Source organism: Massilia sp. NBRC 108631, from assembly GCF_059704565.1.
In genome coordinates, this window is the sequence record NZ_BAAKJE010000049.1 from 1 (window position 1) to 20,741 (window position 20,741).

At 66.8% G+C, this 20,741-nt stretch carries 17 protein-coding genes; 5 read left to right on the forward strand and 12 right to left on the reverse strand.

Going from position 1 to position 20,741, the window contains the following annotated elements:
* From mobA to AC6H42_RS05565, 3 genes are all read right to left on the reverse strand, one after another.
* On the reverse strand, positions 1–873 hold an 873-nt coding region (mobA, locus tag AC6H42_RS05555; protein WP_497547583.1), incomplete at its 3' end, for a molybdenum cofactor guanylyltransferase MobA.
* A 7-nt stretch (positions 874–880) separates the two neighbouring features.
* Entirely contained in the window at positions 881–1,987 is a 1,107-nt protein-coding gene (moaA, locus tag AC6H42_RS05560) for a GTP 3',8-cyclase MoaA (protein ID WP_057157506.1), read from the reverse strand.
* 113 nt (positions 1,988–2,100) lie between these two features.
* Positions 2,101–5,304, reverse strand: coding sequence for an Rne/Rng family ribonuclease (locus tag AC6H42_RS05565; protein ID WP_497547584.1), 3,204 nt, complete (start codon positions 5,302–5,304; stop codon positions 2,101–2,103).
* Positions 5,305–5,881: 577 nt separating this feature from the next.
* Here AC6H42_RS05565 and AC6H42_RS05570 point away from each other — a divergent pair.
* Genes AC6H42_RS05570 through AC6H42_RS05585 form a run of 4 tightly spaced genes read left to right on the forward strand, consistent with a single transcriptional unit; the run spans position 5,882 to position 9,050 of the window.
* Positions 5,882–6,916, forward strand: a complete 1,035-nt coding sequence (locus AC6H42_RS05570; protein WP_057157508.1) for an RluA family pseudouridine synthase — start codon at positions 5,882–5,884, stop codon at positions 6,914–6,916.
* 34 nt (positions 6,917–6,950) lie between these two features.
* Positions 6,951–7,610 (forward strand): HAD-IIIA family hydrolase, encoded by a 660-nt coding sequence (locus AC6H42_RS05575; RefSeq protein WP_497547585.1) that lies wholly within the window; start codon positions 6,951–6,953, stop codon positions 7,608–7,610.
* On the forward strand, positions 7,610–7,984 hold the full coding sequence (locus AC6H42_RS05580) for a Rieske (2Fe-2S) protein (RefSeq protein WP_057157510.1): 375 nt from the start codon (positions 7,610–7,612) through the stop codon (positions 7,982–7,984). Before AC6H42_RS05575 ends, AC6H42_RS05580 begins: the two co-directional genes overlap by 1 nt.
* A gap of 28 nt (positions 7,985–8,012) precedes the next feature.
* Entirely contained in the window at positions 8,013–9,050 is a 1,038-nt protein-coding gene (locus AC6H42_RS05585) for a S49 family peptidase (RefSeq protein WP_057157511.1), read from the forward strand.
* Between the two features lie 180 nt (positions 9,051–9,230).
* On the opposite strand, the gene AC6H42_RS05590 is transcribed toward AC6H42_RS05585, so the two are convergent.
* Complete coding sequence (locus tag AC6H42_RS05590) at positions 9,231–9,527, reverse strand: hypothetical protein (RefSeq protein ID WP_057157512.1); 297 nt, start codon at positions 9,525–9,527, stop codon at positions 9,231–9,233.
* 120 nt (positions 9,528–9,647) lie between these two features.
* Here AC6H42_RS05590 and AC6H42_RS05595 point away from each other — a divergent pair, with 120 nt between their 5' ends.
* Positions 9,648–10,364: a pseudouridine synthase gene (locus AC6H42_RS05595; RefSeq protein ID WP_497547586.1), complete on the forward strand. Its 717-nt coding sequence runs from the start codon at positions 9,648–9,650 to the stop codon at positions 10,362–10,364.
* 9 nt (positions 10,365–10,373) lie between these two features.
* Here the strand turns inward: AC6H42_RS05595 and AC6H42_RS05600 are convergent, their stop codons facing one another.
* Genes AC6H42_RS05600 through AC6H42_RS05635 form a run of 8 tightly spaced genes read right to left on the reverse strand, consistent with a single transcriptional unit; the run spans position 10,374 to position 20,707 of the window.
* Positions 10,374–10,928, reverse strand: coding sequence for a hypothetical protein (locus tag AC6H42_RS05600; RefSeq protein ID WP_057157514.1), 555 nt, complete (start codon positions 10,926–10,928; stop codon positions 10,374–10,376).
* A gap of 35 nt (positions 10,929–10,963) precedes the next feature.
* Entirely contained in the window at positions 10,964–11,893 is a 930-nt protein-coding gene (locus AC6H42_RS05605) for a methyltransferase domain-containing protein (RefSeq protein WP_057157515.1), read from the reverse strand.
* Between the two features lie 9 nt (positions 11,894–11,902).
* A complete protein-coding gene (locus AC6H42_RS05610; protein ID WP_057157516.1) occupies positions 11,903–12,901 on the reverse strand; it encodes a sulfotransferase family 2 domain-containing protein in 999 nt (332 codons plus the stop codon).
* A gap of 3 nt (positions 12,902–12,904) precedes the next feature.
* Positions 12,905–14,266 carry a rhamnan synthesis F family protein gene (locus AC6H42_RS05615; RefSeq protein WP_082552105.1) on the reverse strand — a complete coding sequence of 454 codons (1,362 nt, stop codon included), beginning with the start codon at positions 14,264–14,266 and terminating at the stop codon, positions 12,905–12,907.
* Positions 14,267–14,302: 36 nt separating this feature from the next.
* Positions 14,303–15,505, reverse strand: a complete 1,203-nt coding sequence (locus AC6H42_RS05620) for a glycosyltransferase (protein WP_057157518.1) — start codon at positions 15,503–15,505, stop codon at positions 14,303–14,305.
* Complete coding sequence (locus AC6H42_RS05625) at positions 15,502–16,137, reverse strand: class I SAM-dependent methyltransferase (RefSeq protein WP_497547587.1); 636 nt, start codon at positions 16,135–16,137, stop codon at positions 15,502–15,504. Before AC6H42_RS05625 ends, AC6H42_RS05620 begins: the two co-directional genes overlap by 4 nt.
* Complete coding sequence (locus AC6H42_RS05630) at positions 16,134–18,587, reverse strand: glycosyltransferase family 2 protein (protein ID WP_497547588.1); 2,454 nt, start codon at positions 18,585–18,587, stop codon at positions 16,134–16,136. The genes AC6H42_RS05625 and AC6H42_RS05630 overlap by 4 nt, the downstream gene beginning before the upstream one ends.
* Complete coding sequence (locus AC6H42_RS05635; protein ID WP_497547590.1) at positions 18,584–20,707, reverse strand: glycosyltransferase; 2,124 nt, start codon at positions 20,705–20,707, stop codon at positions 18,584–18,586. Before AC6H42_RS05635 ends, AC6H42_RS05630 begins: the two co-directional genes overlap by 4 nt.
* Positions 20,708–20,741: the final 34 nt, after the last annotated feature.

The following is a 20,741-nucleotide window of genomic DNA, read 5'->3' on the forward strand; positions in this document are numbered from 1 at the left end:
CACCTTGAAGGTGGTGGCGGCGCCGGGCTGCAGCTCGGCGCCGCGGAAGGCGTAGCCGTCCATGGCGGAGTTGTCGTGCGCGGGCACGTCGATGGGGGAGATGATGTCGGCGGCCAGCACCCGGTCCAGCGCGCTGCGCAGGCCGACCCGTTCAGCCAGCGGCGCCGGCGGCATCTGCTGCACCAGGCTGCGGATGATGGCTTGCGCCTGCTCGACAGGCATGGCGTCCGGCGTGTAGCCGGCGGCGGCGGGGCCGCGGCCCCGCGCCGCCAGCGCTTCCATGTCTTTCAGGTCGCCCAGCGTGTTGATGTTGCGGAAGGCGCCAGCGTCGCTGAACAGCACTTCGGCCACGCGCACCGATTTGTACCAGCCGTCCATGCGGCGCGCGCCGGTGTCGAGATAGGCGCTGAGCTGCGGCAGCACGCTGGCTTTCATCAGGCTGAACACCGGATGCACGCGCTGGTAGCTGTCGCCGCTCTCGTCCGCCTCGGCGGTGACGGCCACCGCCAGGTCGGCGTCCTGTTCGCGCAGGGCGGCGTGCAGGCGCCCGGCCAGGTCGGCCGGCAGGAAGGGGGAGTCGCAGGGGGCCGTCAGCAGCAGCTCGGTGGTGCAGTTGCGCAGCGCCGTCTGCAGGCCGGCCAGCGGGCCTTCGAAGCCGCTCAGCTGGTCGGGCCAGACCGGCACGCCCATGGCTTCATAGCTTGCCAGGTTGCGGTTGGCGCTGATGGCCACGCTGGCCACCTGCGGCGCCAGCCGCTGCAGCACATGGGCTGCCAGGGTGCTGCCATGGAAGGGCTGCAATCCTTTGTCGACGCGGCCCATGCGGGTGCCGCGTCCGCCGGCCAGGATCAGGCCGGTAACCTCGTTCTTCAAGCTCAAACTATCCCCCGATATAAGACATCTCGACTTTTTGACGCTGGTCTATGCCCTCCGTCTGGCTGGTGCGCAGTGCGGAGTAGCGGTCGCCGCGCGCCTGCCACAGGTGGCTGACGGCGCCGGAAATCTGCGCGTCGCTGCTGCCGTTGCGCAGCAGGGCGCGCAGGTCGTGGCCGCGCGTGGCAAACAAACAGGTGTACAGCTTACCCTCGGTGGACAGGCGGGCGCGGGTACAGTCGTGGCAAAATGCCTGGGTTACACTCGAGATCAGCCCGATCTCGCCGCCGCCGTCGAGGTAGCGCCAGCGCGCGGCGGTTTCGCCGGTGTAATTGGCGGCGACAGGTTCCAGCGGCAGTTCGGCGCCGATGCGGCGCGCCACTTCGGCCGACGGCACCACCTCGTCCAGCTTCCAGCCGTTCGAGGCGCCCACGTCCATGTATTCGATGAAGCGCAGGATGTAGGGGGTGTTCTTGAAGTAGCGCGCCATCGGCAGGATTTCCTGGTCGTTCATGCCGCCCTTGACCACCATGTTGACCTTGATCGGCCCCAGGCCCACGCCGTGCGCCACGTCCAGGCCGTGCAGCACGTCGGCCACCGCGAAGTCGACGTCGTTCATGCGCTTGAAGATGGCGTCGTCCAGCGCGTCCAGCGACACGGTGACGCGCTGCAGGCCGGCGTCCTTGAGCGACTGGGCCTTCTTGGCCAGCAGCGAGCCGTTGGTGGTGAGCGTCAGGTCGAGCGGCTTGCCGTGCACGGTTTTCAGCTCGGCCAGCATGCCGATCAGCTTCTCGATGTTCTTGCGCAGCAGCGGCTCGCCGCCGGTCAGGCGCAGTTTCTCGACGCCGTGCCCGATGAAGATCTTCGCGATGCGCGTGATTTCCTCAAAACTCAGCAGCGAGGAGTGCGGCAGGTAGTGGTAGTCCTTGTCAAACACTTCCTTGGGCATGCAGTAGACGCAGCGGAAATTGCAGCGGTCGGTGACGGAGATGCGCAGGTCGTGCAGGGGACGGGCGAGCTGGTCCCGCAGCTCGCCCGTGGGCGCCTGCAGGATGGCTGGCACGACAGCCGCTTGCGAGCGGTTGTCGGTGAAGAGGATGATTTTTTCAGACATGCGGATACGATAGCACGACGGCAGTTTGCCTGCTCGCGGATAGTTGCATATATGTAATTACAATAAAAAAGGGGAAGCGCATGGCTTCCCCTTTTTAGTCGACCGTCCGGCGATTAACGGCGGGTGTCAACCTGGACCAGCGGTTCGTCCGCTTGCGGCGGCAAGGGCTTGCGCTCGCGCGGCACGCGCACCGGGGTGCTGGCCGCTTGCGAGGCGGCTTCCTGCGCGGCGCGCAGCTTGGCCGGGTCGGTCGCTGCCAGCGTCAGGCCGGCCGCTTCCAGGATCGCGTTCAGGTCGGCTGGCTTGGCGGCCGGCGCTGCTGCTGGCGCTGGCGCGGCTGCCACCGGTGCGGCGGCTTCGGCGGCTGGCGCTGCTGCCACGGCTGGCGTTGCTGCTGCCGGAGCCGCTTCGGCGACAGGCTCGGCCGCCGGCGCGGCAAGCGGGGTTGCAACCGGCGTTGCGGCCGGCGTTGCGTCAGCGGCTTGCGGCTTTTGCTCGAAAGCGTACTCGGCGGCCGGGGCCGGCTCTGGCGTCGCTGGCACTGCGTCGGCAACTGCCACGGCAGGCACTGCTTCGGCGGCCGCTGCGGCTGCTTCGGCTGCTGCCGGGGCGGCGGCAACCGGCGCCTCTGCAACAGGGGCCGCTTCCACGGCAGGCGCAACCTCGGCGGGCGCTGCGGCAACTACTGCCTCCACAGCAATAGCCGGGGCCGGCGTGACTACCGGGGCAGCCGGCGGCGCGTCGGCAGCTGGCACCGGTGCGTCCACGGCCACGGTCGGATCGACCGGAGCAGCCACGGCGGCAGGCGCGTCCGCCACGGCGACCGTTGCTTCGGCGGCAACCGGGGCCGCGGCCGGCACGGTCGGATCGGCCGGAGCGGCGACAGCCACAGGCGCTGCCGGCGCGGCTTCGCCTTCGGCCGGAGCGACGGTGAAGCTGATCACCGGTGCGGACTCGCCTTCGGCCAGTTCCGCGCCCTCGACGCCTTCGGCGCCGTCGCGTTCGCGGCGGTTGCGGTTGCGGCCACCACGGCGGCGGCGGCGGCGCGGCTCTTCGCCGTCCACTGCTTCGCCGTCTTCGCCGTCAGGACCGGCGTTCGCCGGGACTTTCACTTGCGCTTCACCCGCTGGCGCGGCCACCGCCGGTGCCCCGGTCAGGGTGACGGCTGCTGCGGCGGCGCCTGCGGTCAGTGCCAGCTCGTCTGCTTTCGCATCGGCTTTCACCTCGACCGGCGCCTTGTCGGCGCGCGGTTCACGCGGTGGGCGCGGCGTGCGTTCGGCACGCTCCGGGCGCTCTGCGCGCTCAGGACGCTCGGCGCGTTCCGGGCGCGGGGCCTGGGCGTCGGCCGGCTGGCCTTCGCGCGCTTCACGCGGCTCGCGCGGTGGACGCGGCGGACGGGCTGGACGGCCTTCGCGCGCTTCCACTGGCTTGGTCGCTTCGTCGGCGCCGGTGCGGGCGCCTGGTTCGCGTTCTTCACGCTCGCGGCTGCCCGGCTTGCCGCTGCGGCTGCGGCCGCGCGGGCCACGGGCGTTGCGGTCGCCGCGCTCGGCGCTCGGCTTGGCGGCCGCTGCCGGAGCAGGCGCTGCCGCCGGCTCTTCCTTCTTCGGCGAGAAGAAGGAGAACAGCTTGGCGAAGAAACCTTGCTCTGGTGCAGCCACCACCGGCGCAGGCTTGACCGGCTCCGGCGCAGGCTTGCGCTCCACCACCGGGGCAGGCTGGGCCGGGGTGATGGTCTTGACGACGGCTTCCTGGCGCGGCTTGGCTTCTTCCTTCTGGCGCTTGTTGTAGGCCATGTCGGTTTCAGCTTGCTCGGCCATGGTGTAGCTGGCGGTGTGGTCTTCCAGGCGCGGATCGTCGTGCTTGATGCGCTCCAGCTTGTAGTGCGGCGTGTCCAGATGCTTGTTCGGGATCAGGATCACATTGATGCGGTGGCGGTTCTCGATCTTCAGCACTTCGCCGCGCTTTTCATTCAGCAGGAAGGCCGCCACGTCCACCGGCACTTGCACGTGGATGGTGGCCGAGTTTTCCTTCATCGCCTCTTCCTGGATGATGCGCAGCACCTGCAGGGCGGACGATTCGGTATCGCGGATGTGGCCGGTGCCCGAGCAGCGCGGGCAGGTCACGTGCGAGCCTTCGGACAGCGACGGACGCAGGCGCTGGCGCGACAGTTCCATCAGGCCGAAGCGGGAAATCTTGCCCATCTGGACGCGGGCACGGTCGTGGTGCAGCGCATCCTTCAGGCGCTGTTCCACTTCGCGCTGGTTCTTGGCCACTTCCATGTCGATGAAGTCGATCACGATCAGGCCGCCCAGGTCGCGCAGGCGCAGCTGGCGGGCCACTTCTTCGGCCGCTTCGCAGTTGGTGTTGAAGGCGGTGGTTTCGATGTCCGAACCGCGCGTGGCGCGCGCCGAGTTCACGTCCACCGACACCAGCGCTTCGGTGTGGTCGATGACGATGGCGCCGCCCGATGGCAGCGGCACGGTGCGCGAGTACGCCGTTTCAATCTGGTGTTCGATCTGGAAGCGGGAGAACAGCGGCACGTCGTCGCTGTAGCGCTTGACGCGGTGCACCATGTCCGGCATCACGTGGCTCATGAACTGGTGAGCCTGCTCGTAGATGACGTCGGTGTCGATCAGGATTTCGCCGATGTCTGGCTGGAAATAATCGCGGATGGCGCGTATCACCAGCGACGATTCCTGGTAAATCAGGAAGGCGCCCGAGGCGGCCTTGCCGGCGCCTTCGATCGCGCGCCACAGCTGCATCAGGTAGTTCAAGTCCCACTGCAGCTCTTCGACGTTGCGGCCGATGCCGGCGGTGCGGGCGATCACGGACATGCCTTGCGGCAGGTCCAGCTTGTCCATGGTTTCGCGCAGTTCCTGGCGCTCTTCGCCTTCGACGCGGCGCGATACGCCGCCGCGCGGGTTGTTCGGCATCAGGACCAGGTAGCGGCCGGCCAGCGAGATGAAGGAGGTCAGGGCCGCGCCCTTGTTGCCGCGCTCCTCTTTTTCCACCTGCACCATGATTTCCTGGCCTTCGCGCAGCGCTTCCTTGACGGAGGCATTGCGCACGTCCACGCCTTCGCGGAAGTAGCTGCGGGCCACTTCCTTGAACGGCAGGAAGCCGTGGCGGTCTTCGCCGTAGCTGACGAAGCACGCTTCCAGCGATGGTTCGATGCGGGTGATGACGCCTTTGTAGATGTTGGACTTGCGCTGCTCACGGCCAGCGGTTTCGATGTCGATGTCGATCAGTTTCTGACCGTCGACGATGGCAACGCGCAACTCTTCTTGCTGCGTCGCATTGAACAACATGCGTTTCATTTTTATTAACTCCGCGGCCCGAAGGCCATCTCTAGCCGTTCCCTCGGGAACGGCGTGATACCAGGGATATACGCGGGAGTAAGGAGGCGGAGGGGTTTTGCCTCGTCATGCGGCGCAGCAACGCGGTAGCGTTGCGGCCGCAAAGGGCGCATGAGGCCGAGCGTCATGCCGAGTGTGCGCACTGCTTGCAACTCATCCAGCGGGCCGAGCGGCCGAGGTGACTCGGCCGGGGCGGGCGGGGCAGGCAGGCGTGCGCAAAGCGTCGAGCCATGGCATCTTGTATGGTGCCTGGCGAAAACGGCAAGCGTAATCAGCTTCATCAACCAGCGAGCAACGACTGTGTGCTTGCTCACCGGACTTATCCTAACAATCCAGCCAATCTAATCCCAGCACCCGTGCGCGCTACCCGATGGCGACAGTGGTCGCCACCCTGATGACCGCACGAGTGTGCGTATACATTTATTTCCACTGAATTTGCTAAATAAGCGAGGCCAGCGGATACGCCCCTGTGTAAAATGTGCTTTTATTCTTACACGTACAGCAGCTTAAACTGCGGCAAAACGATTATATATTCAAAATGAAGGACTTAGAGAGATTTTCTGGGAAGAACGGCCGAAACATGGTCCAGAATGCGGCGCAAAAGCCGCAAGCCGCCGTCCCCACACAGGTCCTGCCGCAAGCACAATTCCTGACGATAGGCGAAGAAGACGCCGGGCAACGCATCGATAACTACCTGTTGCGTATTTGCAAAGGTGTGCCGAAAAGCCATATCTACCGCATCCTGCGGTCCGGCGAAGTGCGCGTGAACAAGGGCCGCATCGATCAGCTGTACCGTTTGGTACAGGGCGACGTGGTGCGCGTGCCGCCGGTGCGCGTGGCGGAAAAGGCCGAGTCCAACGTGCCTGCCGCCGAGTTCGCCATCATTTTCGAGGATGCGCACCTGCTGGTGATCGACAAGCCGGCCGGCACCGCCGTGCACGGCGGCTCGGGCGTATCCTTCGGCGTCATCGAGCAGCTGCGCGCCGCGCGCCCGGACGCGAAGTTCCTGGAGCTGGTGCACCGCCTGGACCGCGACACTTCCGGCCTGCTGCTGCTGGCCAAGAAGCGTTCGGCGCTGACCAATCTGCACGAGCAGATGCGCGACGGCCATACCGACAAGCGCTACCTGACCCTGGCGGTGGGCGACTGGAAGAATGCGCGCCAGCATGTCAAGTCGCCGCTGAAGAAGTATTCGACTGCGGACGGCGAGCGCCGCGTGGCGGTGGCCCCGGACGGGCTGGCTTCGCACACGGTATTTACCTTGCTGAAAAAATATCCGCAGTTCGCGCTGCTGGAAGCCGAGCTGAAAACCGGGCGCACCCACCAGATCCGGGTTCATCTGGCATCGTCGGGCTTCCCCATCGCAGGTGACGATAAATACGGCGATTTCGCACTGAATAAGGCGCTCCAGAAAGCCGACGCCACGCGCGGCGCGCTCAAGCGCATGTTCCTGCATGCCCACCAGATCACGTTTACCCACCCGGAAACGGGCAAAACCATGACGCTGAACGCGCCGCTGGCCGCCGAATGCGAGCGATTCTTGCTAAGCTTGGGCAAACCATTGAATTTATAGATAGAGGAGCCGGTGGCAGGCAGCGCCGGAATACATGGCAAGAAAGCAATTTGATCTGATCGTGTTTGATTGGGACGGCACGTTGATGGACAGCACATCAACAATCGTGCGCTGCATCCAGGCTGCGGCCAAGGATCTGGCCCTGCCCATTCCCGGCGAGGACGCGGCCTCGCACGTCATCGGCCTGGGCCTGTACGAGGCCATGCAGGCGGTGATGCCCAACATCGACCCCAAATATTATCCGCGCATGGTGGAGCGCTACCGCTACCACTACTTGTCGAAAGACCATGAGCTGACCTTGTTCCAGGGCGTGGCCGAGATGCTGCAGGAACTGTCGCAGCAGGCGTACTTCCTGGCCGTGGCGACCGGCAAGAGCCGCGTCGGCCTGAACCGCGCGATGAATGCGGCCGGGCTGCTGTCGCTGTTTGACGCCACGCGCTGCGCGGACGAAACCTTCTCCAAGCCGCATCCGGCCATGCTGCAGGAACTGACCCGTGAACTGGGACAGGACTTGAAGCGTACCCTGATGATAGGCGACACCAGCCATGACTTGCTGATGGCCAACAACGCCGGTGCGGCCGGGGTGGCGGTCGAGTACGGCGCCCATCCGGTCGACCAGCTGCAGGCCTGCAACCCGATGTACTCGGCCAAAACCGTGGCCGAGCTGCACCAGTGGCTGAACGAGAACGCCTGATGAGCGATAGCGTGGAAATCCTGATCTGCGCGGCCGACGCGGTAGCGGACCTGGGCCGCGGCGTGCGCTTCCCAGTCACGGCCGGCGGCGAGGACGCCACCGGCTTCGTGGTGCGCTATGGCGGCAAGGTCTACGGCTACCTGAACCGGTGCGCCCACGTGCCCATCGAACTGGACTGGAACCAGGGCGAATTTTTCGAGTCGAGCAAGCTGTACATCATGTGTTCGACCCACGGCGCGGTGTACATTCCCGACAACGGCCAGTGCGCCGGCGGTCCGTGCCGTGGCGGCCGGCTGCGCCCGATCGCCGTGGTGGAGCACGACGAGCACCTTTATTGGCAGCCGGACGACTACATCCGGCCCGCCCGCGCCTGAGCGGCGCCCACCCCCGAGTTAAGATTTTATGAGCGACAATACGAGCGATAACAATCACGCTGGCGGCAACACTCCCGCCGGCGCCGCATCCAATCCGGCGCCTGCGCCCGCCCCATCGGTGGCGGGGCTGAACTGGGAGCGCGAGGTACTCGAAAAGCTGGTGCTGTCCACCGTGCGCGAGCGCCGCGCCAACCGGCGCTGGGGCATCTTCTTCAAATTGATGACCTTAGTGCTGGTATTTGTCGCCATCGCCGCCTATTTCGATTTCACCTTCCCCGGCGCCGACACCGAAACCCTGGGCCGCCACACGGCCCTGATCGAGATCGAAGGCGATATCGAAACGGAAGGCAGCGGTTCGGCGGCGGTGGTGATCCCGGCCCTGAACAAGGCTTTTTCCGACCACGGCTCGGTGGCCGTGGTGCTGCATATAAATAGCCCGGGCGGCAGCCCGGTGCAGGCTGGCATGATCGTCGACGAGATCCGCCGCCTGCGCCAGGGCTACCCGGCCAAGCCGCTGTACGTGGTGGTCAACGAAATCTGCGCCTCGGGCGGCTATTACATTGCTGCCGCCGGCGACAAGATTTTCGTCAACAAGGCCAGCATCGTCGGCTCCATCGGCGTGCTGATGGACGGGTTTGGCTTCAGCGGCGTCATGAACAAGGTCGGCGTGGAGCGGCGCCTGCTGACGGCCGGGGCCGACAAAGGCTTCCTGGACCCGTTCATGCCGATGAGCGAGAAACACCGCCAGCACGCGCAGACCATGCTGAACGAGATACACGGCCAGTTCATCGACGTGGTGCGCACCGGACGCGGCAAGCGCCTGAAGGAAACCCCGGAAACCTTCTCCGGCCTGTTCTGGACCGGCGCGCGCGCCATCGACATGGGCCTGGCGGACGGGCTGGGGACGGTCGATACCGTCGCGCGCGACGTGGTGCACGCCGAGGACATCGTCGACTACACCCAGCACGAGGGTTTGCCTGAGCGCGTGCTGAAGAAATTCGGCGCCGCCATGGGCGCCGGCGTGATGAAGGCGGCAGTGCAAAGCGCTGCCCCCGCAGTGCGCTAATTGCAGAGAAATGTCGTGTTTGCGTGCGTCACCGCACGGTGCAACATTGACAAGACGGCCTGATTTCTTCTTGTATTCTTCCCGGGGTGGGCTATATTGGTGTTGTAGTTCTTTCCCAGGGAGGCCGCATAAACAGCATAACTCGTTGTCTGCACAAGTTTGCCGTAAGTCAGAAACGAACTACTCAACCGCATCGCTGATGCGGACCCGAGAGAATTTCAATTCCTCGCATTGAGCCCCGCAATGGGGCATGAGAACGGCGGCGTCATTGCCGCTGTTTTCATTTTCGCATGCCATTTCCGAGTTGATGCCGCCGCCGGCCAGCCAATCGAGGAAGTGCTGTTGCGCTGCCAAATGCCAGTGCGCTTGCGGCATGGCGGATGGCGCCTTGCCTGCCGCGCCCAGTCGCCAGCGCGCCACGCCGAGGCGGGTGGCGTGCAGCGCGAGGTGGCGGGTAGCCATTTTTTGCGAGCTCATCTTGCATCCTTTCTGACAGGCACTAGGTAGATTCCTACATTAAATTTAGTGTAGCGGAGCAAGCTGCGGGGCCTTTGATCTGCGTCAAGCTGTGTTTGAAATCTGGTAAAGTCTCGCCCTATGAGCAAATTATCCTTAGACCGCATCCTGCAATCCCAGGGTTTCGGCACGCGCAAATACTGCCGCGCCCTGATCGAAGACGGCGAAGTCAGCATCGCCGGCGTAGTCCACGACAACTACAAGGCCAGCATCGACACCGATGGCCTGGTGCTGACCATCTTCGACGAAGAGTGGGTGTACCGCGAACACCTGTACATCGCGCTGAACAAGCCGGCCAACTACGAATGCTCGCGCAAGCCCAGCCATCACCCGGGCGTGCTGACGCTGCTGCCCGAGCAATTCAGCTGGCGCGAGGTGCAGCCGGTCGGCCGGCTCGACCACGACACCACCGGCATGCTGCTGATGTCCGACGATGGGCCGTTTATCCATGCACAATCGTCGCCGAAGCGGCACGTTCCCAAGGTGTACCAGGCCACCACGCAAGCTCCGGTGACGCCGGAGCTGGTGGCGCAGCTGCTGGCCGGCGTGCAGCTGCACGACGAACCGGCGCCATTGGCGGCACTGGTGTGCGAGCGGCGCGGCGAGCATCAGCTGGAAATCGTGCTGGAGCAGGGCAAGTACCACCAGGTCAAGCGCATGCTGGCCGCCGCCGGCAACCATTGCAGCGCGCTGCACCGCTCGGCCATCGGCCAGCTGCAGCTGGAATCGCTGGGCCTGGCCGAGGGCGAATGGTGCTACCTGGCGCCGGAGCAACTGGCGCTGCTGGCGCCGGCCTGACCCTGACGCTCAGGAGGCCAGTTCGTGTTCGACGCGCAGCTTGAATTCCCGCATGGACGCTTCGAATGGCGCCGTTGAGCTGAGCAGCTGGTGGTTGTTGGCATGATGGGCGAACAAGCTGCGCGCATAAATCAATCCTTGCAGGTTGGCGTCCATCTTGGCGCTGAGCGCCTCGTGGAACAGCGCCGGCCAGAAGATGCCTTCGGAGATGTCGATCGGATTGGATCTGTAGACCAGCTTCCTGAAGGCGAATTCATAGGCAGCGCAGAAAAACTCCCGGGCGCGCGCATGGTGCCCGAGCTGTATATTGGCCATGCCGCGGATGTACAGCAGGCCTGAAATCACGTCCGGCAAGGTGTTGACGTCCAGGTGGCGGTCGAAGCGCAGGGCGACGAAAAACGGCACCGCCTCGTTGGTCAGCACGCCGTTCTCCTTTTCCAGCGCCAGCAGCAGCGCCTTGGCGCCCCAGTCCGCGCCGATGAAGTCCCCCGCGTTCAATGTCGAGAATGCCGCTTGATATTCGCGCAAGATCTGGTTGGCCTTGTCTTCTGAACGGGATGGCATGTCATGTCTTCCTTGGTAGTTGCGGGCCGAGGCCCTTATTCGGGATAATTGTCATCCACGAGGTCGGACGCAATCACCGGCCATTGCAATTTGCTGTCGCCGGTCTTGCGCACCAGCACCGTGCTGCTTTCGTAGCCGCAGGCGCGCTCGGCGAAGTTCTTGTCGGCCGACCAGGCAAACGGCGTGATGTAGTTCAGTCCGGACATGGCCCTGCCGACAATCTCGAAGCCGGTGAACTTGTTGAACAGGCCGTCCCACGCGGAATCGGAAAAGCGGTAGTAGTCCCAGGGCATGTCGTGCAGGCCGACGGTCTGGTGGGTGGCGACCAGGAACACGCCGCCGGTCTTCATCACTTTATTTACTTCCAGCACCACTTTCCACGGCATGATCAGGTGCTCGAACACCGAGATGCACATGCAGGCGTCGAACTCGTCCTTGTTGAGTTTGGACGACATATTGTGGGCGTCGACCACGATATCGACGCCGGTATCGCTGACGATGTCGATCACGGTGGTCTCGACGGTGGAGAAATCGTCGGCCCGCAGCACCCCGCTGCGCGCGCGGCCGCCGATGTCCAGCAGCTTGATCTTGCCCGCTTCGTTGACATGCTGGAGGAACTGCTGCCCCAGGTCCTTGTCCAGGTGCTGCAGGACCGCCGTGATGTCCCGGATACTGATGAACAGCTTGACGCCGTCGATGGCGATTTCCACGCCCATGTCCGCATGGTAGCCGTTGGACAGCGAGATCGCCTCCAGCTCGAATTTGTAGGCGAAATTATTGCCGTTCTCTTCGGCCCGGATGGCGCTTTTCTGGAACTGGATGCCGTCTCCCTTCAGCTCGACCGAAGCGATGCTGACCGCGGCCCCGGATTGCGAATGGACCAGCCCCTTGATGATGAGGAAGGAATGAAATTTCGAGGCGCATTCAAAATAGAAGGTGTAGCCGTTTAATGAGATGGCTTTCATCGTGATCCCTTAACGTAGTATGGCGTAGTATTTTTGCAGCAGTTGGTAGTCCAGCGCGACCATGTCTTGCGGGATGTCGTCGAGATTGACCGGCCTGCTTCTATCGCCCCGGTTCATCTCCGCGATAGGCAGCTGCAGCTGCAGGTCCAGCCGCGCTTTCAGATCCTGCACGGTGGACGGCGCCAAGCCGCCGTTGGCAGTCAGGTCTTCCATCCTGACCACGTGATCGAACCTGGCCAGGTTCGCGATCGCCGTGCACAGGTCGTCCTGGTCCATCACCTTGTCTATTGCGGACAGCGGCACGCCGCGCCCGGACAGGGCGCGGACGTAGTAATTGTCGAATGCGAACCTGACCTGCGGATCGCTGCAGCTGAGCACCTCCGCCAGCGTGCCGCTGCGCGCCGCTTGCGCGGCCCTGCCCCAGGTCGCGTCCTCGTCGGGGACGTTGGTCAGAAAATGGTAGAGGCTGACGATACGGCTGCGCGGATCGCGAATGGAAATCAGCTTGACCGAATCGTGGTCGTGCGCCGGAATCTCGTTGATGGAAAAATGGCCGACGAAAAACCGGTGGAAGCTGTGCTGTTGCGTGCTGCCGAACACGGTGGACTTGATCTGCAGCGGATGGTAGTCCTGCGCCAGGTAATGCGTCAACGAGATCCCCGCCGCCTTCGGTATATGCAGGAAATACAGCTTGCGCCTGCTCTCGTTGATCAGATAGGGATTGCCGCTCGCCGAGCCGGCCTGGGAACGCTGGTAAATCAGTTTCAGCAGGTGCTCATGGTTCTCGGCGGGGATGTTCTCGATCGCTTCCTGGCTGGTCGAGACGAACTGCAGGAAGTAGTCCACGCTGTGCAGGCCCGATTGGATGGCCTGGGTCCAGTATTCGAGGGACGCCGGCTCGACCTCGCGGCCGATCAGTTCCCTGAACACGCTCTTGATCAATTCCTCCAGGTCGACGGCATGCTGCTTGCCGAACAGGGACGAGAGCAGGGGGCGCGGTATTTTCATCGCTTACAGGTAGATCCGGCTGACCGGGAAGAAGCGGCTGGCGTGCTCGATCAGCGCCAGGTCGTAGTCCGAATGGCTGGCGATGAGCCGCTTGGCCAGGTGCAGATTGGGCAGGTTCATCGGATTCTTGAACAGCAGTTCGCGCTTGATGAAGGGGAAGCCCAGCTCGATCAGGCTGTCCCAGAACAAGTGGGTCGGATTCATCGGGATGCCCGCTTCCACGTCCTCTATCAGGGCCAGCAGCCGGCTCCTGGCCAGGTCCGGGGCGGCGTTCCGGTCCGGCTTCTTGCCGTGGAGCTCGCCGCGCCATTTCTTCACCCAGTGGCTGGCCACATCTTCGTACTTGAACGCGGTGGCCGGCAGGAATCCCTGTTGCGTCAGCTTGCGGGTGAGCGACAGCTCGCCTTCCTGGATGACCACGCCCTTGTCGTCGGAGAAGCTGAACGATGAGCAGAAGGACGTGAAGAAGCTGCTTTGCAGTATGCGCTTCTTGAAGCCCAGGCAAAAACTCTGCAGGTGGTAGTTGGTCTGGAAACTGTCGATCAGGCCCCAGAAGTCGGCCGGGTCGGCCTCCATGTTTCCGAATAGGCCAGCCAGGTCATTGAACGGACCCAGTACGCTGTCGTTGATCAGCACCATGTGCTCCAGCCCGGGCAGGAATTCCTGGAGGAAGTGGATCCCGGCCAGCCAGGAACCGAAGTCATAGCCATGGTTCTTCTTGACGAGGTAGCCGTCGGCCTGGCGCGGCGCGGCCGGCTGCGGCATGTCCTCGGCCAGCGAGTGGACGCACAGGATCCAGTAGCCGCTTTTCCTCAAGCTCTCCAGCATCCGTTCATGGTAGGCGGAAAAGAAGGGCTGTTCGAAGTAAGAGCAGAAAATGGCCAGCTTGCCCATGCGTTTCAGCACCTCGGCCGAGCGTCCGGGAAAGGATGTCGAGAGCACGGCGGACCGGTAGTAGTGCTGGAAGTGGTCGCGCCGGGCGGTGGGATCGTAGTCCGAGAATTCTGCCAGTCCGGGCAGCCCGTGCCCGTCGCTGGCACCGGGGACCCTGGCGTGGATCCGGTGCGGCAGCCCGTCCAGGAACGCGCTGGGAATCGGGAATTCGAATCCTGCAAAGCCGCCCCGGATGCGCGCGTCGCGCAAGTCGGTGCGGTAGCTCTTGCATTCGGCAAGGCCGACCCGGACGTCGTCGATGAACAGTTCGACGGTGGCCGCGATGTCTTGCCTGTCGTTCCTGACCGCCCAGCCTTTGAGGGTGCTGTGGGCCACGGTGTCGACGTGGCCGCGCGCCGAAAAGGAGGCACCGTCCGGTGCGCCGGCGGGCTCGTCCTGGGCCGGCACTGCGGTTTGCGGTTTGTCTCGCATGGTTCTGTTCTTTCGCGGTAGCGGTCAGTGTAAGGGTCAGTGCCGCAGCAGTTTTTTTTGCGCGCGGACGCAGTGGGCAATCGACAGCTCGGGCATCGCCGGCGGCGCGCGCCGGCTTGCCGGGGCCTGGCTCAAGCCGGCCACCATGTGCTCGGAAAACTGCCCATGGTCGAAGAAGCCGGCGGTCTGGATGCCAAGCCGTCCGGCGAACTCCCTGACCGGCGCGGTGTCGGCCGCCGCCACCGGCACACCGCTCAGCGCCGCTTCCAGCAAAGACCACGACAGCACGAACGGCGTGGTCCAGTAGCTGTGCACCTTGCTGATGCTGAGCAGGTCGAGATAGCTCTGGTACGGTACCTTGCCGACAAAATGGACCCGCCGCAGGTCCAGCCGGCCGCCCACTTCGTCCAGCATGTAATCCTTCCAGGGCCGGCCGCCGGGGGCGTGCCAGCCGTAGCCCGGCGCGGCGCCGCCGACGATGACGGCGTGGGCATGGGGGCGGCGGCGCAACGCTTCCGGCAGGGCGCGCATGAAAACGTGAAAGCCGCGCACCGCCTCCAGGCTGCGCGACACATAGCTCAGCACCTCGTCGCCCGGCCGCAACGTCAGGTGGCCGCCGGCGGCGGCCTCGATGGTCAGGCGGGCGCGCGGATTGAACCTGAGGCGCTGCAGGTCGATGCCGTCGTGGATCACGGTGATCTTGTCCTGCGCCCAGGCGGGGTAGGTGCTCTTCTGCCATTGCGTGGGCGAGATGGCGGCGTCGGCAAGCTCCAAGCTGAGCAGGTTGGTGGTGTTTTTCAGGCGCAGGCGGCAGCGCTGGGCGAAGGTCAGCGGCGGCTCTTCCGGGTCGAAGCCGACGTCGCGGCCTTCCACCGCATAGTAGAACTCGCAATAGATCACCAGCCGGGCGCGCGGGAACACGTCCCTGATGAACAGCGCTTCGCCCCAGCCCGGATGGGCCACGATGACGTCCGGCTCGAAGCCGTCGCGCTTGAGCTGCAAGGCCGCTGCGGCGCACGCTTCGGCGCGCAGCACCATGCCTTCCTGGTCCGCCAGCAGCGGGTGGATCTCCTCTGCGGGCTCGCGCAGCAGCGTGTAGTGGCGCACGGCGACGCCGGCGGGCGCCGGATTGCGCTCCATGGACAGCGCCGCCACCTGGTTGCCGCTGTCGGCGGCCAGCGCGGCCGACACATGGATGAACTGGCCGGGAAAATTCTGGTGGATGAACAGCGCTTTCAACGCACCACCCCGGCCAGCTGGTTGAACAGTTCGCCGGGCGTGCGCGGCATGGTGGCCACGGCCCACAAGTCCCAGTGCGTGCCCTCGTGCACGCGCACTTCGTCGAAGCCGGCCTCGGCCAGCGCACCGCCCAGCGTATCGCTGGTGAAACCGGTGCGGTGCGCCATGTACTGGTTGCCTTTGCGGATAGACGCCTGGTGGCCGAACAGGATGTCGAGCGCACTGATCGGTCCGGCGGCCGCATGGTACAGCGGCTGCTGCAAGTCGCCCTCGACGATGTGGCGCGCCACGGCGCGCAGGTCGGGCACGCTGATCAGCGCGAAGCCGTCCGCCTTGAGCACGCGGCGGAACGCTTCCAGGGCGGCCGGCACCTCGAACGATGGCAGGTGCTCCAGGCTGTGCGAGCACCAGATCGCGTCGACGCCGGCGGATGGAATGGCGGACAGGTCGGCGATGCTGCCGACGATGTCGGGCTGCACGCCGGGATCGATGTCGAGCCGGATTTCGCGCCACTGGCGCTCGCGGAAGTAGGCCGGCAGGCGTTCGGGCCGGGCGTGGCCGCAGCCGACATGCAGCAGCAGCGGCTGGGCCGGCGCCTGGGGGGATGCTAAGGTGGCTGGGTTGGCGCTCATGGGGTCCGTTGGTGGGGCAGCGCGGCGCTGCCGTGGTTGTCATCGTTGCGCAGGCCGGCCAGGCGCGGAGTACGGTCGCGCGGCGGCAGCGCCAGGCCGCCGTAGGCGTGGCTGTGCGGGTCCAGGTTCAGGCTGGGGTGGTAGGCCGGGTCGTGCTGCAGGGCCTGGCCCCAGCGCGCGCGCAGCTGGTCGATTTCGCGCAGCGCGCGGGCGCGCTTTTGCGGCGTGTCCTCGTGGCCCCGGCTGGCGGACTCGGCGTGCAGCAGGCGCGCATGCGGGGTCCAGACGATGGCCTTGCCGGCCTGGCGCAGCTTCAGGCACAGGTCGACGTCGTTGAAGGCGACCGGGAAGGCCGCACCGTCCATGCCGCCCACGGCCAGGTAGTCGCGCTTGCGCAGCAGCAGGCAGGCGGCGGTGACGGCGCTCACTTGCTGCTGCAGCTGGTTGCGGCCATGGTCGCCCCAGTCGGCGTCGGCCAGCCGGTTGCCGAAGTGCCCTGCCACATTGCCCACGCCGAGCAGCACGCCGCCGTGCTGCACCATGCCGTTCGGCCACAGCAGCTTGGCGCCCACCGCGCCCACGCCCGGGCGCAGCAGCTGGCCCACCATCTCGTCGAGCCAGCCGCCGTGCAGCGCTTCGATGTCGTTGTTGACCAGGCCGATGATCTCGCCGCTGGCGGCGTGCACGGCGGCGTTGTTCAGCGTGGCGAAGTTGAACGGGCCGGGGCAGGGCAGGATGGTGACGCCCTGTTGGGCGAGCTTGCGGAAATAGCTCCTGCTGCGGGGCAGCGCGGAGTCGTTGTCGATGACGACAAGCTCCAGGCCGGGCCAGTCGGTATGGCGCCGGATGGAGCCGATGCAGCGTTCCAGCAGTTCCACCCGGTCGCGCGTGGGGATGATCAGGCTGACCTTGGCCTGGCGTTCGCGTTTGCCCAGCGGGCGCAGCACACGGCGCGGCAGGAAGCCCGCGCCGGCTGGTGCGCCGGGCAGCACTTGCAAGGTGGATTTCGGTTCCACGGACCGCAGCGCGGCGGCGGCGGCATCGAGCCGCTGCTGCAGTTCCTGCACGTCCGGCGGTGCGCCGCAGTGCAGCAGCACGCGCGGCACGTGGGCGATGGCGCGCGCGGCCGTGCGCCAGTGCGCCGCCAGCAGCGACCAGGCCAGGCTGGCCGCTGATTCCAACGCCGCTTCCGGCAGGGCGCGCACGGCATCGGCGCGGGCCAGCAGCAGGTCCAGCGGGTAGTCGCTGGCCAGCGCGTAGTCGGGGTTCCAGGCCGGTTTGAACCAGGGCTGGCCGGCGCGCTCGCTGTCGCTGTAAGCCAGCTGCACGTCCGGCGCGGCAAACGCTTCCAGCATGCAGCCGACCGCGTGCGGCGGCAGCTCGTCCCCGGCGCGCACGCAGGCCAGCAGCTGGCAGCCGGCGCCGAGCGCAGCCTGCACTTGTGCGGCGAAGGGCTGCGTGGCTTGCTGCTTGCCGGCGGCGGGCGGGAAGGCGCGCACGCCGGCGCGGCACTGGCGCGCGATACTGGCCAGCGTGCGCTGCAGCGCGGCCGCATCGCCGGGCGCCACGATCAGGCCGACCTGCGCCGCAGGCGCAGCGGCGGTGGCGGCGGCCGCTTCGAACATGGTGCGCCATTGCGGGTAGTGGCCCAGGCCGAGGCTGCGTGGCAGGTTGCGTTCATAGCCGTCCAGCAGGCTGGCCAGCACGCCGCCGCGCGGCGCGCCGCCGTCCGCGGCCAGCAGCGCGCGGGCGCCGTCCGCGTAGCAGCAGACCGTGAGCGGGCTGCCATTGAGCGCCTCGCCGTTGCCGCCGGTCACGCGCACGCTGTGGCTGCGGCCGTCGCCCAGGGCCGGGGGCAGGTCCAGCGTGAAGCCGCAGTCGCCCACGCCGGCGCTGCGGGTGGCTGGATGCTGCTGGTCGGCGACGGTTTCCGCCAGCAGTTGCTGGCCCAGGTAGGCGCGCACGGTGACCTTGCGGCGCTCGTCGCGGCTGTCGGCGGCCCAGCCGTGCAGGCGCAGCGCGCCGTCGCTGAACACGGCGCTGCGGATAGCCAGCGGCGGCCTGGCCGCATCGGTGCTTGCCAGTTCGGCGTGGCCGGGCAGCACGCAGCCGGTGTTGGCCACGCGCGCGGTGAGCACGCCCTGCGCGTCGGCGGCGAGGTGGCCCAGGTCGGCAACAAAGCCGTGGCAGGCGCCGTGTGCGCCGTGCGCGGCGAACCGGCCCAGCAGGTCGCTGCGCGCCACGTCGGCGATCACGGAACCGAGCGGCTCGCCGTCACGCAGGATTTCGAGTACCACGCACTGCTGCGGCAGTTCGCTGTCGACGGCCCAGCCGTAAGCCAGGCCACGGTGCAGGCCTTCGAACGCGCCGTGCCAGCGTTGCGCGGTGCGGCGCGCGGGCGCGCCGTTGCTGGCGCCTGGCTTGCGGCCGGTAGGCGGGGCATTGTTCATGCGGCGGCGGTCTCGGTTGATTGCGGCTGGTCCGCGCCGCGCGGCGCGGCCGGCGCCGCGTAGTGCGCCAGCCAGCGGTCCAGCCAGGTTTGCGGGGTGAAGTCCTGGTCCAGGTCGACGCGCGCCACGCCCACCGGCGTGGTCAGTTCCGGCGACGCCAGCACGAGCGGGCAGCCGGCCATGCCGAGCAGCGCGGCGTCGCCCAGCAGGGCGTGGTTGCTGCCGGCGCCGGACGGCAGCGCATCCACCACGCCGGTGCGCCACAGCGCTTCGCTGGCGTAGCCGATCACCAGCAGGCGCAGCGACAGCTGCGGGCGGCTGGCGATCAGCCGCGCCAGTTCCAGCAGCCGGCCGTTGCCGCGGTGGTGCGCGCGGTGCTGCCAGACGCCGATGCGCAGGCAGGAGGCGGGCAGCGGCGCGGGTACGGGGCGGGCCGGTTCGTCGGCGCCGTGCAGCGCGTGCATGGCGGCCGCCAGCCACGGGCAGCGCTGTGCCGCCAGCGCGGCACGCAGCGCCGCGCGCGCCGCCTGCAAGGGATCGTCGGCCAGGAAACGGTCGTACTCGTCGTGGTAGCGCGGGTGGCGCGCGCTGAGCACGGCACGGTTCTGGCGCACGCGCAGCGTCTTTTCAAAGCGGAACGAGACCGTGCCCGCGTGGGCGATGAACACGCCGCTGGCCAGCAGGTGGCGGTAGCCGGCGGCGCGCGCGCGCAGGCACCAGTCGACCTCTTCGCCGTAGCCGCGCACCAAGTGCACGCCGTCCAGCAAACCGATCTCGTCGAGCACACTGCGCCGGACCAGCATGGCGAAGCCGCAGCAGGTGGGCAGTTCGATGTCGCCGGTGCCGCCGCCGGCGCGCAGCGCCGCCGCCGTGCGGTCGATGCGGGCCAGCTGCTGCGCGTCGGGACCGCGCGCGGCGTTGGCGATGGCGGGGAAGCTGCTGATTTCGCCGTTGTTGGACCAGGGCGTGACCGAGGCCAGGTCCGGGGCGCTGTACAGGGCGGCGCGCAGGCGGTCCAGCCAGTCGCCGTGGACCAGGGTGTCCGCGTTGAGCAGCATGATGTCGCGCCCGGGATGCCGGCGCATGGCGCGGTTGCAGGTTTCGATGAAGCCCAGGTTGTGGCGGTTGCGCAGCAGCGTGATGCGGCCGGCGCCCGCCTGGCCGTCCAGCCAGGCCGACAGCGCCGGCTCCGGGCTGGCGTCGTCGACCACCAGCACGGCGGCCGGCGTGGCGTTCTGCGCCAGGCTGGCCAGCACGCTGTCGATGCAGGCCCGGGTGCGCGCGGCGTCGGAATAGACGGGGATGACGATATCGACCATGCGCGGCGCCGGCGCTGCGGACCGTGCCTCGATCCTGGCCCCGGCCTCCGCGCGCTCGCTGGCCCGCGCCGCTGAGAGCCCGGCCCGGCCGGCTTGCGGTCCGGGCGGCGGGCCGAACGGCGAGCCGAACGGCGGGCCGAACGGCGAGCCGAACACCAGCGGCGCGCCTTGCAGCGGTCCGCTTTCGCCGGCGGCGGTGTCAAAGCTCAGCGACCACACGCCGTCCGGCTGCGGGCAGGGCAGGCGGAAGCGGCGGCCGTCGGCCGGGATCTGAAACTGGTACTGGGTGTGCTCGTCGGACAGCAGCAGGCGCGCCTGCGCGGGCGTGCCGGCGGCGGGCAGCAGCACGCCTTCGATGGCGGCGCCGTTTTTCCAGCAGGCGCCCAGCGCGCCAAGGCCGGCCTGGCGCAGCAGCGCGGCCAGGGCGGCGTGGCTGCCGTCGCGGCAACGGGCGGGCAGGAAGGCCGGACCCAGCGCGCGCACGCTGTCGGCGGCGCCGCCCCGCAGCCAGCTGCCCAGCATGGCGTCCTGCAGCATGGGCAGCTCGGGCGCGGTGGTCCACGCCAGGTAACAAGCACGGGCGGCCAGTTCGGGACGGCACATGTCCACAATGCGGCTGCGCAGCAAGGCCGGAATGTGCTGCGCCGGATAGCGGCGGCACAATGACTCGGCTGCGATCAGCGCGTCGGCGTAATGGCCGGCTTGAAATGCCTCGGCTGCGCGCGCCAGCAGGGCGTCGGCGCGCGTGCGGGGGCAGCAAGCAAGGAAAAAGGGGGGAGGCCCCCCTTTCGGGTGCGTCATGTACAGTCGCTGCCTAAAGAAGTCCGGCCGGGAT